Here is a 14,211-nt window from a genome sequence, read left to right on the forward strand (position 1 = left end):
GGGATAGGTTCGGATGAAGTTCTCGACGGTGAACCTTGGAAACTCGACGGCAATCCGCCTGGCGATCGACTGCGCCTGCGCCGGCTCTTCGAGCAGCGCGTGACACAGGGCACGGAACATCAGAGTGACGGGAATATCCGGCGGACTTTGGCACAGCGACGACAGACTGTCGGCATAGCGACCGGCGACGAACCGCGCCCGGGCGAGCTGCGCGTAGTACCAACTCGGAGCCTGCGGATTGAGGCGAAGCGCCCGTTCGGCAAGAGCACAGCCTTCTTCCGGATTTCCACACACGAGAGCTCGGCTTGAGGCAAGCATCGACAGCACATCGGCGTCGTTGGGTGCCAGGGCCAGCGCCCGGTCGTATTCCTCTGCGGCCCCGCTGACATCGCCGTCAATGGCGCGGAGAGCGCCCATGTAAAGGCGCGTCATCGGATCGGTAGGGTCGAGCGCCAGAGCCTTTTCCACGCATTCTCGCCAGCGCTCGACCGAAGCGGCTGAATCTGGCGTGAAGGCATTGAAGGCATCGACCGCATGTGCCAATCCCAACGTCATCCAGGCCCGCGCGAAGCCGGGGTCGAGTTCCACGGCGCGGGACAGCATGCGTATGGCTTCTGCCCTCGCGTCGGTCGTGAATCTGTCGTGCAGTTCCACCCCGAGTAGATAGCAGTCGTAAGCACCCAGGCTCGAGGGAGGCTTCCGCCGAGCCACCTCACGCCCGAGATTGGCGAGCTTGCCGAAAGTGCCTGCCAGGGCATTGATGACGTTCTGTGTGATGCTGTTCTGCATGAGAAAAAAATCATCGGTCGACTCGTCGAACCGCGCCGACCAAAGGTTGGCTCCGGTCCGGGTGTCGACCAGCTGCACCGCGACGCGGACACGCTGTCCGATTGCCTGGAGGGTGCCTTCCAGCAGGTAATCGGCGTTCAATTCCCGTCCAACCGAGCGTGTGTCGCTCGCCCGTCCCCGATAGGACTGCATGGTCTGGCGCGAAATGACCGCAAGGTCGGGATAGCGCGCTAGGTCGCCGATCATGTCGGCCGACAGGCCGTCTGCCAGCCGCGTCCAGCCGTCGTCGGCGCTCAGGTTTTCGAACGGCAAAACCGCAATTACCGGCGGCTTACTGTCGTCGCCGGCAGAAAGGCCTGGTTTGGCACCGACGATCTTGCCCGCAGTAGCGGGGTCGATCAAGACACGGTACACGCGAACCGGTTCGGCGATACTTTTCATTTTCTGCTCGCCGAGTGAGGCAAAGCCGATCGGCACCTTTCCCCTCACATGGTCGCAGGCGGTGGCGGAAATCGCGATTCCTCCAGGTTCCGCCAGCCCTTGCAGCCGATCGGCGATGTTCACCGCATCGCCGTGGATGTCGTCACCCTCAACGATAACATCGCCCAGATTGATGCCGATGCGGAAATCAAGCCGCCGTTCTGGCTGCGTGAGAACGTTCACCTCCGCCTTCTGTTGCTGGATTTCGACCGCGCAGCGTAGGGCGTCGACCACACTGTGGAACTCGACCAGCATCCCATCTCCCATGGTTTTCACTAGTCGACCATGGTGCGCAGCGATCCTTGGCTCGAATACTTCGTTCAGGTCGGTTCGGAAAAGCGCACGCGTACCCTCGTCGTCGATCTGGCTCAAGCGGCCATACCCGACGACATCGGCAATCAGGACGGCTGCGAGATGACGTTCCATCCCCCCAATCCTTCGCGGATTGTTACCCGTTTTCCAAGCTTACAGCAGGTCGCAGGTTGATGCCATTGCCGCCGCCCCTGAAAGACAGCTTTTCGGGTCTGTGTACCTTGCTGCATGAGAGCCCGAATGTCGGACAAGGGTCAGATCGCGTCATGCGACGCTCCCAACTGGATGACGGCAAAGGGTCGAACTCGGTCGTTCAGAGTGATTGGGTTTTGACCCAAGCATTTTGCAGCCAAGTGGAAACGCGCCTAAAATAAATAGATAGAACGGGATGCTCGGTTCAACTTGAAAGCATCCCGCCTCAGCTGAAACGGCTACCGATCAGCCGGCTCCACTGCTCGCCCGCAAGCCCATTCAGAAAGACTTGCGAGTTCTTCATCGCGTCCAAAAGCTCTGGATCACGTGAATGTACCACCGTTGAGGCAACGGTCAGGAAAGCAATGCGTCGTCCAAGCATCGCCTCCAGAAGTGCAGGTTGAATGCGTCCGCGCAGGCCGCTGACGCCGCGCGCCGCGGCGTGATCGATAAGGCAGTCAATCACCGCGCCCGCCTGGCCGGGGAGGGCGAAGATCTGCAGCACGCGACCAATTTGATACTTCCGTGCGTAGTAGGCGAAAGCGCCGACATTGGTGCCGACTGGCGATGTCACGCAAACGTACACAAGCTCGCCCAGATCCGGCTTTTGTGCGGCATCGGTCAGGATGTGGTCGAGTTGGTCTTCCGTCCATTCCGGGCGCAGGGCGAATTGAGCGGTAAACGGTTCGATGAGCTTGGCAAATGCGTGGCTGTCGATTTCGGATGTACGAAATGCTCCGTGGCCTGCCCCGTCCACCGCCACACCCGACCAACGTCGTTCGCTGGACGTCATCCTTCTGCAGTAAAATCGGTCGACTGTACGCGCCAGCGGATTGAGCATTCGCGCAAGCGCCATGCGATTGGCGGAAAGGCTGAGCATGAAGGCCGCGGGGCGCATCACGCGGACCCAGTCAAGGCTGTATTGCGGCAGGACCACGCCGCGCAGCCGGGTCCACAATTTCACGGAAATATCGTTGGCCGTCTCGCTGAAGGAGATGTCCTGCGGACCATCCAGGTAAGCTTTCAGCAAGCGGGCGCCGGCCAGCGGGTCGTGCTCATGGTCCTCGACCATGAGCGAGCTACAGATGGCCGCGCGTAGTTGTCGGCCGTTGAACGTCATCGGCAGGACGTGGACGCCGACAAATCCGGAGACGCGACCGGCGTCGTTGACATGGACAAGCGACCGGAGGTTGTCTGCGCAACCGGGCGCATCCAGATAAAACCGTTTCATGTATTCCACGAGAGAGGCCGGCGCTTCGGTTCTCTCCTTCAACAGCACGCGCTGAAACATGTTCGCAACTGCCGGGAGGTCGGCGCCTTGCAAGGCGCGAATGACGCTCAAGCCCGGCTCCCGCCACCAAAGTCCCATCCACCGAGCTTCCGGGCCAAGGCGACGCGAGGCACGAGAACATCGGGCGCGCGTTCCAACTCGACGCCCATGAAGCCGTGCAACCTCGGCCAGTTGCGATCGCCCCGGTGACCGAACGGAGTGCTGAATTGCTGCGGCAAGGTGGAACCCTTTGCTTGACCGACGAAAAACCGGCGTCATTGCTGCTAGCAGATTCAGGTAAACCGATATTAAAGTCGTTGCTTTGAATGGTAGCGAACCGGGTTTGTCCGGCGCGCTCAGCGAACGTGGATTTATTACGCATTCCACGGCGAACCATAGCGGCTACCCCAAAGTTTCCGGCCGATCTAGCAAGAACGCTCGGGGGCAGCAGCATGTGTCATCGGATGTGATCGGCCCTCGCCGGCGCCGTTCGGCAGTGACCGGTTGGCAAGATCACCCATTTACATCTGACATGTTAGTGTGCTAACGCTACGTCCACATTGATTTCAACGGAGATCGCATTGGCTTCCCGCTTTGGTCTTTCGGTTGCCCTGACCACACCCTTCGACCCGTCGGGGCAGATAGCGCTCGCGCCGATGATCGCGCATGCCCGAGGCTGCCTTGGCGCCGGCTGCAGCAGCGCGACGCTGTTCGGCACCACCGGCGAAGGAGCCTCGGTCGGCACCGACGAGCGACGGATCGTCACCGAGGCCATGCTGGCTGCCGGTATTCCGCCACATCAGCTCGTCGCCGGAGTGCTGGTCGATGCAGCCGAGGATGCCGCCGATCAGGCCCGGCACGCTTTGCAGCGCGGCGTTCGCAACATTCTGCTCGCTCCGCCGAGCTACTTCAAGAATGTCGGCGAGGACGGGCTGTTCGGATGGTTTTCCGCCGTCTTCGCCGCACTCGGTCCGCTGGCGCGCGACGTGCTGCTCTATAACATCCCCTCAGTCACCATGGTGCCGCTCCCGCTTGGGCTGATCGGCCGGCTGCGCGCCGCTTTTCCCGCTGTGGTGGCCGGGGTGAAGGATTCCGGCGGGGACTGGAGCTACAGTGAGGCGCTGCTTGAGGCGCACGGCGATCTGGTGATCCTCATCGGCGACGAACGGCATCTGGCGAGAAGCGTGCGCCGCGGCGGACAGGGCGCGATTTCCGGCATGGCTAATTTTGTTACCGGCGAAATCCGGGCAATGGTCGAAAACGGGGGCGACGACCCACGCGTCGAAGACTTCGTGCCCGAATTGCTCAAATACCCGGTCACGCCGGCGGTGAAGGTCATGGTCGCGCGCAAGACCGGCGACGAGCGCTGGCTGGCGGTCCGCCCGCCCCTAGAGGCGATCGATCCGCAGGGACAGCGGCAGCTTGCCGCTGCCTACGACAGGCTGTTTGCGACAGAGGCGGCCTGACCGACAAGGCCGGGCCGACCGACAAGGAAGCGAGCTGAAGTGGAAGACGGCAGCGAACCGATCACTCTCCGGGAGAAGGCCTATGCCAGCTTCACGCGGCATTTGCTGGCCCGCGATCTGCGGCCGGGGCAGTTCGTGTCACAGCGCGAACTGGTCGCTTTCACCGGGCTGCCGCTGGGTGCCATTCGCGAGATCGTCCCGCGTCTCGAGGCCGAGGGACTGCTGACCACCATCCCGCAGCGCGGCATGCAGATCGCGCATATCGATATCAATCTGATCCGCGAGGCGTTTCAGTTTCGGTTGTTCATGGAACGCGAGGCAGTGGCGCTATTCACGACCAGCGCTTCTGATGCCGAACTTGCCCGCATGCGGCGCGAACATGAAGAGATGCTGGCTCAAGCTCTCGGGCAGGCGCCGACGCCGGAAATGGAAGCCAAGGCCCAGAACATCGACTGGGCGATGCACGACACCTTCATCAATGCGCTCGGCAACGAGATTATCGCCAAGGCCTATCTGGTCAACTCGGTGAAAATCCGGCTGATCCACCAGGAGCGTTTCCGCATCGACGGTCGTGTGGTGCCGGTGATGCGCGAACATTTGGCGGTCATCGAAGCCATGGAGAGCCGCAATCCGCAAAAGGCGGTTGAAGCGATCAGTCTGCATATCGACAATGCGCGCCGGCTGGCGCTCCAGATCTGAGGAAATATAGCCGCGCCGCGGTTCGCGGCGCATCCACAACGACAGCAACCGGGAGGAAGAAATGTCGTCCAATCTGTTCAACCCAACCAGGAGGCAACTCCTTGCCGGAACCGCGGCGCTAACCGCTGCCGGCCTTGTGGGGCTTCGCCCCGGCTTTGCCGCAGGCGTTGACTGGAAACGCTTTGCCGGGACGACTCTTGACGTCAATCTGGTGAAAAGCCCGCGCAGCGACACCATCCTGAAATATCTCGCCGAGTTCGAGGAACTGACCGGCATCAAGGTCAATGCCGAGGCAACGCCCGAGCAGCAGCAGCGCCAGAAGACGGTGATCGAGTTGAGCTCGGGCAAGCCGAGCTTCGACGTCGTGCATCTGAGCTACCACGTGCAGAAGCGCCAGTTCGAGAAGGGTGGCTGGCTGGCCGACATCGCCAGCTATCTCGCCGATCCGTCGCTCACCGACCCGGCGCTGGTCGAAAGCGACTTCGCCGAAGCCGGCATGCTGTTTGCCAAGGACGGCCAGGGCTTGCTGCGTTCGCTACCGTTCTCGGTGGACTACTGGATCCTGTATTGGAACAAGGAGTTGTTCGAGGCCAAGGGCCTCAAATACCCAGAGACCTTCGAGCAACTGGTGGCAGCCGCCGAAGCGCTGACCGACCCCTCGACCAATACATACGGCTTCGTCGCCCGCGGGCTCAAGAACGCAAACACGCCGGTGTGGACGTCGCTGATGCTCGGCTACGACATGACGCCGCTAGATGACAAGGGCAAGCTGCGCACCGAGGCTCCCGAGGCGATCGAGGCTGCCGCGCTCTATCAAAGATTGATGACCAAGTCCGCCCCTCCGGGCGTTACCGGGTTCAACTGGGCCGAAGCACAGTCGGCCTTCCTGCAGGGCAAGATCGGCATGTGGCTCGACGGCGTGGGTTTTGCCCCGCCGATGGAAAATCCGGAAAAATCGAGGGTGGTCGGCAAGGTCGGCTACGGCGTGATGCCCAAGGGTCCCAAGGCGCATGCCTCGGGCACCTTCGGCGACGGGATTGGCGTTACCGCCGCCAGCGAGAAGAAGGAGGCTGCCTATCTGTTCTGCCAGTGGGCGGTATCGCCAACCATGGGTGCACGGCTGTTGCAGGCCGGCGCCGGCGTTCCGTTCCGCAAATCCGTGCTGGAGGATCCCAAGGTGCGCGAAGGCGTCACCATGCCGGCAAGCTGGCTTGATGCCGTGGTCGGCTCGGGCAATATCAGTCGGCTGGCACTGCCGGTCATCATCCCGGTCACGGAATTCCGCGACATCTATGGCGTGGCGCTGACCAACATGATTGCCGGCGCCGATCCCGCCGCGGAGCTGAAGAAGGCCACCGAACAGTTCCAGCCGGTTCTCGACAGGAGCGAGCAGGGCTGATGTCGGCCACCACCCCAGAACAGACCGGGGTGACGATGCCGGTTATCGACGGGAGCCAGACGATCCGGCTGGCTCCCAACTACTGGCCTTTCGTTGTCCCCGCACTCGTCGTCGTCGGCGCCGTCATCGTTTTCCCCTGGGCTTTCACCCTGTGGATGAGCGTCAATCGCTGGACGCTCGGCCAGTCGCGGAGCTTTGCCGGGATGGAAAACTATCTCCGCCTGGCCAGCGACCCACGTTTCTGGGAATCCCTTGTTCATACGTTGACCTACACCTTCCTCTCGGTTGCAGCGCCGATGCTGCTGGGCACTTTGGCCGCCCTGATCTTCGATGCCAGGTTTCCGCTGCGCGGCTTGCTGCGCGGCGTCTTCGTCATGCCGATGATGGCGACACCCGTTGCCGTCGCACTGGTTTGGACAATGATGTTCCATCCTCAGCTTGGCGTACTCAACTACCTGCTGTCGCTGGTCGGCATCCCGGCTCAGGAATGGATATTCAACGCCAACACGGTCATCCCGTCGCTTGTTGCGGTCGAGACCTGGCAGTGGACGCCGCTGGTCATGCTGATCGTGCTTGGCGGGCTGGCCTCGGTGCCGCGCGAGCCGTTCGAAAGCGCCGAGATCGACGGCGCCAATGCCTGGCAGCAATTCCGCTATCTCACTCTGCCGATGATCGCGCCGTTCCTGATGATCGCGGTCATCATCCGCACCATCGATGCGCTGAAGAGCTTCGACATCATCTACGCGATGACCCAGGGCGGGCCGGGAACGGCGTCGGAGACCATCAACATCTATCTCTACAACACCGCCTTCTCCTACTACGATATCGGCTACGGCTCGGCCATGGCCGTGGTGTTCTTCGTTGTCATCGTGGCCCTGTCGTTTGTCCTGCTGATGCTGCGCCAACGCTCGCAGTGGATCGATACGGAGGGCAAATAGATGAGTTCACGGCTGCTCAACCAGATCGGTCTGTTTTTCGCTGCCCTGGTTTTCGTCTCGCCGGCGATCCTGTTCTTCCTCTGGATGATCTCGCTGTCGCTGAAATTCGAGATCGACAACGGTGCCTATCCGCCGATCCTGATCCCCGAACGCTTCGCCTGGTCGAACTATGTAAAGGTGTTCGAGGAGAACAATTTCCTGCTCTATCTCTGGAATTCGGTTCTGGTGACCGGCACGGCGACCTTGCTGGCGCTGCTGATCGGCGTACCGGCCGGCTATGGCATCGCACGGCTCAAGGCTGAACGATCGGCGGTCGTCATCATGATCGCCCGCATGACGCCTGGGCTATCCTATCTCATCCCGCTGTTTCTGCTGTTCCAATGGATCGGGATACTCGGCACGCTGTGGCCGCAGATCATCATCCATCTGGTGGTGACGGTGCCGATCGTGGTGTGGGTGATGATCGGCTATTTCGAGACCACGCCGATGGAACTGGAAGAGGCGGCCAACATCGACGGCGCCAGCTCCTGGCAGGTTTTCCGGCTGGTTGCCCTGCCCATCGCCAAGCCGGGCATCGTCGTCGCCTTCATCCTGTCCGTGATCTTCTCGTGGAACAATTTCGTCTTCGGCGTGGTGCTTGCCAGCCGTGAGACGCGCACACTGCCGGTCGCCGTCTACAACATGCTGTCCTACGAGCAGGTGAGCTGGGGGCCGCTCGCCGCGGCGGCGCTGGTGGTGACGTTGCCGGTGCTGATCCTGACCATGTTCGCGCAAAGGCAGATCGTCGCGGGGCTGACCGCCGGCGCCGTCAAGGGCGGCTGAGGGCGCGCCCGGACATCACTCTTTTCCAGGAAAGATCCAATGGCATCGGTAACGATCAACAACGTGCAGAAGGCCTTCGGGGCCACCAAGATCATTCACGACGTCAGCGTCGACATCGCCGACGGCGAATTCGTCATCCTGGTCGGCCCGTCGGGATGCGGAAAATCGACGCTGCTGCGCATGATTGCGGGCCTTGAAACGATCTCCGGCGGAAAGATCGCCATTGGCGAACGTATGGTCAACAATCTGCGCGCGCGGGACCGGAACATCGCCATGGTGTTCCAGAATTATGCGCTCTATCCGCATATGACTGTTGCCGACAATATGGGCTTTGCCCTCAAGATCAAGAGAGCCGATCCGGCCGACACCGCTGGCCGGGTCCGGAAGGCAGCCGGCATTCTTGGCCTGGAAAAGTTGCTTGACCGCTATCCGCGCCAGCTTTCTGGCGGCCAGCGCCAGCGCGTCGCCATGGGCCGCGCGATCGTACGCGACCCACAGGTCTTCCTGTTCGACGAGCCGCTCTCCAACCTCGATGCCAAATTGCGCGTCCAGATGCGCGGCGAGATCAAGGCCCTGCACCAGCGGCTGGGTACCACGACGATCTATGTCACGCACGACCAGATCGAGGCCATGACCATGGCCGACAAGATCGTCGTGCTGCATGACGGCCTGGTCGAGCAGATCGGCGCGCCGCTGGACCTCTACGACCATCCGGCCAACCTCTTCGTTGCCGGTTTCATCGGCTCGCCCGCCATGAACTTCATTGCCGGCCGCATCGAGGAGGGCGTGTTCCGCAGCGCCGGCGGGTTGATCCTGCCGTTGCCGGAAGGCGCCCAGCCGGCGGATGCCGCAGGACGCGAACTCGTCTACGGCATTCGCCCGGAACATATCCGGGCGACGGGGCAAGGCGTGCCGGGCACGATCACACTTCTCGAGGCGACAGGCTCGGAAATCTTCGCCAGGGTCGACTGCTCCGGTGAAGAAATTTCCTGCCTGTTCCGAGAAAGGCTTGTGCTCAAGCAAGGCGAAGGAGTGCGGATCGAAATCGACCGCGCCTGTGCGCATCTGTTCGACGCCGAAACTGGTCGGCGCATCTGACTCGGTGGTCCGCTGAATGCGTGGTCGGCCTTAGGTCGGCAAGGCGAATTCACCGGCGAGTTCGATGGCGCGGCCTTCGCGGGCCGATCTCTGGGCGGCGAGACCCATGACGACGGCCCACCAGCCGTCTTGCAAGGTCACTTCAACCTTGCTCTGTCCGCGCACCGCAGCGGTGAAGCGGGCGTGCTCGAAATAGGTCGAACCGTTATGGTCGCCTGCCTCGAGCAGCCGGGGGTCGACGGGAATCTCCAGCAGTCGTGGTCCAGGCGGATTGCGCGGACTAACGATCAACTGGGGCACTGGCGCAGGGCCAAGGTGGGTCGGCCAGAAACGGCCTGGTCCGGGCACCAGACACTCGATCTTTCCGTCGCCGCCGACAGCGCAGAGTTCCTCCTGGTAGCGGCTGCCCTCGGCAAACATGCAGAGTTCCAGCATGGCGCGCGCGCCGCTCGCGAAATCAACCAGCACATAGCCATGGTCAAGGATATCCGGCCTCTCACCGCCATAGCGTTCGTCGAGATGGTTTACGGCCTGTCCAGCGCTCGCCATCACGCGGACGGGGTCCGATCCGAGGATCAGCCGCATCAGGTCGAAGAAGTGGCAGCACTTCTCGACGAACGTGCCGCCGGTGTTGCGGTTGAAGCGGTTCCAGTCGCCGACCTTGGCCAGAAACGGGAAGCGGTGCTCGCGGATCGTCAGCATGCGGATGCCGCCGGTGGCGTGGCGCGCCTGCTCGACGAATACGGCGACGGGGGGCATATAGCGATATTCCATGGCCACCCAGACGAGCGGAAGCCGAGCTTTCAACGCCGCGATCCGCCCCTCGTCGGCGCCCTCGGTGAAGAGCGGCTTTTCCACCAGTACCGGCAGTGGTCGAAGTGCGGCGATCTGCTCCATCTGACCGAGGTGCTGGTGGTTGGGGCTGGCAATCAAGACGCAGTCCACCTCATCCATGGTCAGCAGTTCGGCGATCGATGCCGCCGATCGCGCGCCCGACGCCGTCGCCAGCGACGCCGCCAACATGCCGGGGTCCGGCTCGACGATCGCGGCCACATGCGCATCGGGCAACAGAGCGATGTTGCGGATATGCTCGCGGCCCATCATGCCGCAGCCGATGATGCCGTAGCCAATCGATGATCTGGTCACGCTGGATCTTCCTCCGGCCTATCTGAAACGCGTGACGTACCGCGCCGCGCCCGGATCGAACCAGCTGCGGGAATATTCCGCGCTGGCGCCGTCGCCAGCCCAGGCGATACGTTCTATGAACCCCACGACCGTCCCCGGCGGTGGCCTGAACTCGAGCGGGACCCAGTCCGGCGCAGGCGCGACGGCGACGTGGTCTTCGGCGCGAACGATCGAAAAGCCGAGCGCGAGCCGGTAGTGGAGATAGAGGGATTCCGACAAATCCTCGCGCTTGAGCCGCTCGGCGCGGCTGACGTCCAGCCAGATCTCCTCGACCGCGGCCGGCTCGCCGTCGAGCCGCCGCAGCCGGCGTATACGGTGGGCTTCGCCGGAGCTGCCGAATTGCGGCAGGTCGGCGGGCTTGCGCAGCCGCTCGACGGACAGCACGTCGGCGCTCGGCAGGCCGCCACCGCCGATGCGCTCAAGGCGAAAAAAGGCATAGACCCCGAGCAAGTCGCCGCGCGCCCGCACATAGTTACCCGAGCCCTGGATGCGGTCGAGAAGGCCCTTTTCGGTCAAATCTGCCAGCGCCCTCCTGAGCGTGCCGACGGCAATCCCGAGGCTCGCGGCCATCTCGCGCTCGGGCGGCAGCCGCGCCCCGTCGGCCAGCCGTCCGGCCGCGATTTCGCGGATCAGCATTTCGCTGGTCTGCAAGTGCACAGGCAAGGGCCCACGCATCTGGCTGGATCGGTGGCCGGGGTCAGCCCTTGTCAAATGCATCCCGCGTTCCAATCGCATCCCGGTTTCGGGTTTGGCTCAAATTGATACAGTATTGATCTACACCAAAACGAATGCTACGCAAGCCCTATTCGCAGCTCCGGACCTCTTTGAAGAATGGCCCGGGCTTCTTTTTTGAAGAGTGGCAATGAGCATCGTCCCAATCACCTCGCCGGATCTCGATGCAGCCGAAGTCTCGTGGTTCGCCGCACTCTGCTCGGACGACCATCGCTATCTCGGTGTGCCGGACGGCGCGTTGCGCTCGAGCTGGGCGCATTGCTCCGAGATCGTGAAGATGTCCGAGGAACTAGGTTTCCGCAACATCCTGTGTCCGTCGTCCTATCAGGTCGGCCAGGACACGCTGAGCTTCGTAGCCGGCTGCGCGCCGATCACCTCGAAGATCAATCTGCTCGCCGCTGTGCGCTGCGGCGAGATGCAGCCGATCATGCTGGCGCGCACGATCGCGACGCTGGATCACATGCTGGAAGGCCGGCTGACGGTGAACATCATTTCGTCGGACTTTCCGGGCGAGACAGCCGACAGCGCCTACCGTTATCAGCGTTCGCGCGAGGTTGTGCAGATCCTGCGCCAAGCCTGGACCAGGGACAGCATCGATTTCGAGGGCGAGGTCTATCGCTATAAAGGACTCTCGACGGCGCCAGCGAAGCCCTATCAGCAAAATGGCGGCCCGCTGCTCTATTTCGGCGGTTATTCGCCCGACGCGCTCGAGCTTTGCGCCGAACAGTGCGACGTCTACCTGATGTGGCCGGAAACCAGGGAGGAACTTGCCGGCCGCATGAAGGCCGTCCACGAACGCGCCGAGCGCCATGGGCGGACGCTCGACTACGGCCTGCGCGTCCACATGATCGTGCGCGATACCGAGGCCGAGGCAAAGGAATATGCCCGGGAGCTGGTTTCGAGGCTGGACGACGAGCAAGGCAGGGCGATCCGCGAGCGCGCGCTCGACGCCCGATCGCTCGGCGTATCGCACCAGGCCAGGAACCGCCAGATCGCCGATGCCGAAGGCTATGTCGAGCCGCATCTGTGGACCGGCGTCGGGCGGGCGCGCTCTGGTTGCGGCGCGGCGCTGGTGGGCTCGACCGATCAGGTTCTGTCGGAAATCGAAGCGTATATGAAGATGGGGATCCGCGCTTTCATCTTTTCCGGCTACCCGCATCTCGACGAGGCGCGTCATTTCGGCACCAAGGTGTTGCCTCAGCTCAAGACATGCTCGCTCCCGCACGCCTATGGCCGTGTGCCGGAACGGACCCCGGCGACACCATTGGGAACGGGGGAGCGCCGCTGATGGAGCATGTCGTGTGCGATCCACGCCTTTTGCGCAATGCCTTCGGGCGCTTCGCCACCGGCGTCACGGTCGTCACCACCGGCACGGCCGACGGCCCGGTCGCAATCACTGCCAACAGCTTCTCATCCGTGTCGCTCGATCCGCCGCTGGTGCTCTGGTCTATCGGCCGCCACTCGCGCCGGTTCGAAGCCTTCGCCAATTCCGCGCACTACGCCATTCACGTGCTGGCGGAAGATCAAATCGATCTGTGCTGGCGTTTTTCGAAGTCGGGGACGGACTTTGCCGATCTTGACCTGTCGTGGAGCGAGCACGGCGTGCCATTGCTGCCGCGCGCACTGGCGCGGTTCGAATGCAGCGTCGCCGACCGCTTCCCGGCTGGCGACCATATGATCCTGCTTGGACGTGTCCTTGAACTGCAGACGCAAGAGGGTTTGCCGCTGCTCTTTGCTGGCGGCAAGTCGCGCGCTCAAGAGGCCAGTTGATGACCGCCGGCGCCGCTTCGGGCTGGTGCCGTCGACTGGCGCACCACGAGATTGCAGGCAAGTTCGACGCGACGCGGCGGCGACCCCGAATGGGCCATATCGTCGAGCAGCAGGCTAAGCGCCGCCGATCCGATCTCGCGCATGGGAATGTGCATCGCCGTCAGCGGCGGGTTGCAGAAGGCAGCGAGCGGCAAGTCGTCCATACCGACCACGGACACATCGCCAGGCACCGAATATCCGGCCTCCTGGACGCCGGCGATGGCACCAAACGCCAAGCTGTCGCCGGCCGTCAGCACGGCGGTGAAATCGAGGCCACGGGCCGCGATGCGCTCGGTCACGGCCCTGCTCGCAAGTTCCGGCAGCCAGTCCTGCACCTCAACCACGAAGTCGTCGAAGCCGGCAATTCCAGCTGTGATCAGCGCGTCGCGCCAACCTTCGTAGCGCCGCTCGATCGTGCGCCGGCCACGCCGCATCAGGAACAGGATGCGGCGGTGGCCGAGGCCGATCAGATGCTGCGCCGCAAGCATGGCGGCAGAGCGATTGCAGGGCGTCACGCTCGAATGGCGCATCGAGGGATCGTCGCCGTTGACGAGCACGATCGGCTTGGCGAATCCGGCTGTCAGCGTCAGCACATCGTCATCGTCCAGCGTCAGAAACAGGCAGCCGGCGACGCTGTCGTCGCGCTCGGATTCACGCAGCAGCGCGATTTCGTCCTCGGGCGCCGAAACCGGCCGGGTCACGAGTTCGACGCCCAGCAACCGGGCGCGCTCGTTGAGTCCATCAAGGACATGGTAGGTGAACTGATTGCGGGCACTGTCCACCATTGCCACGCTGCTTGCGGCCAGGATGACCTTGCGGCCGGCAACCGAGGCGGGAATGGCATAGTTCATCGACTTCGCCGTTTCGATGATCCTGGTGCGAAGCTCGTCCCTCACGCCGCCGACGCCGCTCAGCGCACGGGAGGCGGTGCTGACCGACACGCCGCAACGCGCCGCTATCTCTTCAAGTCGAATGCGGCGGCTGGGGCGGCCGCGCTTGCCCCGGATATTCATCCGCTCC

Annotated in this window: 13 protein-coding genes; 8 read left to right on the top strand and 5 right to left on the bottom strand. The window is 62.9% G+C overall.

Going from position 1 to position 14,211, the window contains the following annotated elements; all coding sequences use genetic code 11:
- Both NKK47_RS10575 and NKK47_RS10580 read right to left on the bottom strand, forming a co-directional pair.
- On the bottom strand, window positions 1-1,695 hold a 1,695-nt coding region (locus tag NKK47_RS10575), incomplete at its 3' end, for an adenylate/guanylate cyclase domain-containing protein (RefSeq protein ID WP_352576525.1).
- Window positions 1,696-1,999: 304 nt separating this feature from the next.
- Window positions 2,000-3,115, bottom strand: a complete 1,116-nt coding sequence (locus NKK47_RS10580) for a hypothetical protein (RefSeq protein ID WP_352576527.1) — start codon at window positions 3,113-3,115, stop codon at window positions 2,000-2,002.
- 509 nt (window positions 3,116-3,624) lie between these two features.
- Here NKK47_RS10580 and NKK47_RS10585 point away from each other — a divergent pair.
- The 6 genes from NKK47_RS10585 to NKK47_RS10610 all read left to right on the top strand — a co-directional run bounded on the left by NKK47_RS10585 (window position 3,625) and on the right by NKK47_RS10610 (window position 9,465).
- Window positions 3,625-4,509: a dihydrodipicolinate synthase family protein gene (locus NKK47_RS10585; protein ID WP_352576529.1), complete on the top strand. Its 885-nt coding sequence runs from the start codon at window positions 3,625-3,627 to the stop codon at window positions 4,507-4,509.
- A gap of 39 nt (window positions 4,510-4,548) precedes the next feature.
- A complete protein-coding gene (locus tag NKK47_RS10590) occupies window positions 4,549-5,208 on the top strand; it encodes a GntR family transcriptional regulator (protein WP_023674176.1) in 660 nt (219 codons plus the stop codon).
- Window positions 5,209-5,269: 61 nt separating this feature from the next.
- Window positions 5,270-6,607 (top strand): extracellular solute-binding protein, encoded by a 1,338-nt coding sequence (locus NKK47_RS10595; protein ID WP_352576530.1) that lies wholly within the window; start codon window positions 5,270-5,272, stop codon window positions 6,605-6,607.
- A 35-nt stretch (window positions 6,608-6,642) separates the two neighbouring features.
- The gene (locus NKK47_RS10600; RefSeq protein WP_352476784.1) at window positions 6,643-7,545 is read left to right on the top strand and encodes a carbohydrate ABC transporter permease; all 903 of its coding nucleotides are present in this window, start codon (window positions 6,643-6,645) and stop codon (window positions 7,543-7,545) included.
- Window positions 7,546-8,367 (top strand): carbohydrate ABC transporter permease, encoded by an 822-nt coding sequence (locus NKK47_RS10605; RefSeq protein ID WP_023674179.1) that lies wholly within the window; start codon window positions 7,546-7,548, stop codon window positions 8,365-8,367.
- Between the two features lie 39 nt (window positions 8,368-8,406).
- Window positions 8,407-9,465 (top strand): ABC transporter ATP-binding protein, encoded by a 1,059-nt coding sequence (locus NKK47_RS10610; RefSeq protein WP_352576532.1) that lies wholly within the window; start codon window positions 8,407-8,409, stop codon window positions 9,463-9,465.
- Between the two features lie 30 nt (window positions 9,466-9,495).
- On the opposite strand, the gene NKK47_RS10615 is transcribed toward NKK47_RS10610, so the two are convergent.
- Window positions 9,496-10,569 carry a Gfo/Idh/MocA family protein gene (locus tag NKK47_RS10615; RefSeq protein ID WP_502904988.1) on the bottom strand — a complete coding sequence of 358 codons (1,074 nt, stop codon included), beginning with the start codon at window positions 10,567-10,569 and terminating at the stop codon, window positions 9,496-9,498.
- A gap of 60 nt (window positions 10,570-10,629) precedes the next feature.
- The gene (locus NKK47_RS10620; protein ID WP_352576536.1) at window positions 10,630-11,286 is read right to left on the bottom strand and encodes a GntR family transcriptional regulator; all 657 of its coding nucleotides are present in this window, start codon (window positions 11,284-11,286) and stop codon (window positions 10,630-10,632) included.
- Between the two features lie 226 nt (window positions 11,287-11,512).
- Between NKK47_RS10620 and NKK47_RS10625 the strand changes: the two genes are divergently transcribed.
- The gene (locus NKK47_RS10625; RefSeq protein ID WP_352576538.1) at window positions 11,513-12,670 is read left to right on the top strand and encodes an LLM class flavin-dependent oxidoreductase; all 1,158 of its coding nucleotides are present in this window, start codon (window positions 11,513-11,515) and stop codon (window positions 12,668-12,670) included.
- Window positions 12,670-13,152 (top strand): flavin reductase family protein, encoded by a 483-nt coding sequence (locus NKK47_RS10630; protein WP_023674185.1) that lies wholly within the window; start codon window positions 12,670-12,672, stop codon window positions 13,150-13,152. The genes NKK47_RS10625 and NKK47_RS10630 overlap by 1 nt, the downstream gene beginning before the upstream one ends.
- Here the strand turns inward: NKK47_RS10630 and NKK47_RS10635 are convergent.
- Window positions 13,137-14,204 carry a LacI family DNA-binding transcriptional regulator gene (locus NKK47_RS10635; protein ID WP_352576540.1) on the bottom strand — a complete coding sequence of 356 codons (1,068 nt, stop codon included), beginning with the start codon at window positions 14,202-14,204 and terminating at the stop codon, window positions 13,137-13,139. The two genes, NKK47_RS10630 and NKK47_RS10635, sit on opposite strands and share 16 nt — an antisense overlap.
- Between the last annotated feature and the right edge of the window lie 7 nt (window positions 14,205-14,211).

The organism is Mesorhizobium sp. M0019, assembly GCF_040323975.1.
Lineage (GTDB): Bacteria > Pseudomonadota > Alphaproteobacteria > Rhizobiales > Rhizobiaceae > Mesorhizobium.

Coding starts and splice junctions, on each gene's coding strand:
- NKK47_RS10625 (WP_352576538.1), top strand. CDS start 11,513: ATGAGCATCGTCCCAATCACCTCGCCGGATCTCGATGCAGCCGAAGTC.
- NKK47_RS10630 (WP_023674185.1), top strand. CDS start 12,670: ATGGAGCATGTCGTGTGCGATCCACGCCTTTTGCGCAATGCCTTCGGG.
- NKK47_RS10600 (WP_352476784.1), top strand. CDS start 6,643: ATGCCGGTTATCGACGGGAGCCAGACGATCCGGCTGGCTCCCAACTAC.
- NKK47_RS10610 (WP_352576532.1), top strand. CDS start 8,407: ATGGCATCGGTAACGATCAACAACGTGCAGAAGGCCTTCGGGGCCACC.
- NKK47_RS10635 (WP_352576540.1), bottom strand. CDS start 14,204: ATGAATATCCGGGGCAAGCGCGGCCGCCCCAGCCGCCGCATTCGACTT.
- NKK47_RS10605 (WP_023674179.1), top strand. CDS start 7,546: ATGAGTTCACGGCTGCTCAACCAGATCGGTCTGTTTTTCGCTGCCCTG.
- NKK47_RS10595 (WP_352576530.1), top strand. CDS start 5,270: ATGTCGTCCAATCTGTTCAACCCAACCAGGAGGCAACTCCTTGCCGGA.
- NKK47_RS10620 (WP_352576536.1), bottom strand. CDS start 11,286: ATGCTGATCCGCGAAATCGCGGCCGGACGGCTGGCCGACGGGGCGCGG.
- NKK47_RS10615 (WP_502904988.1), bottom strand. CDS start 10,569: ATGATGGGCCGCGAGCATATCCGCAACATCGCTCTGTTGCCCGATGCG.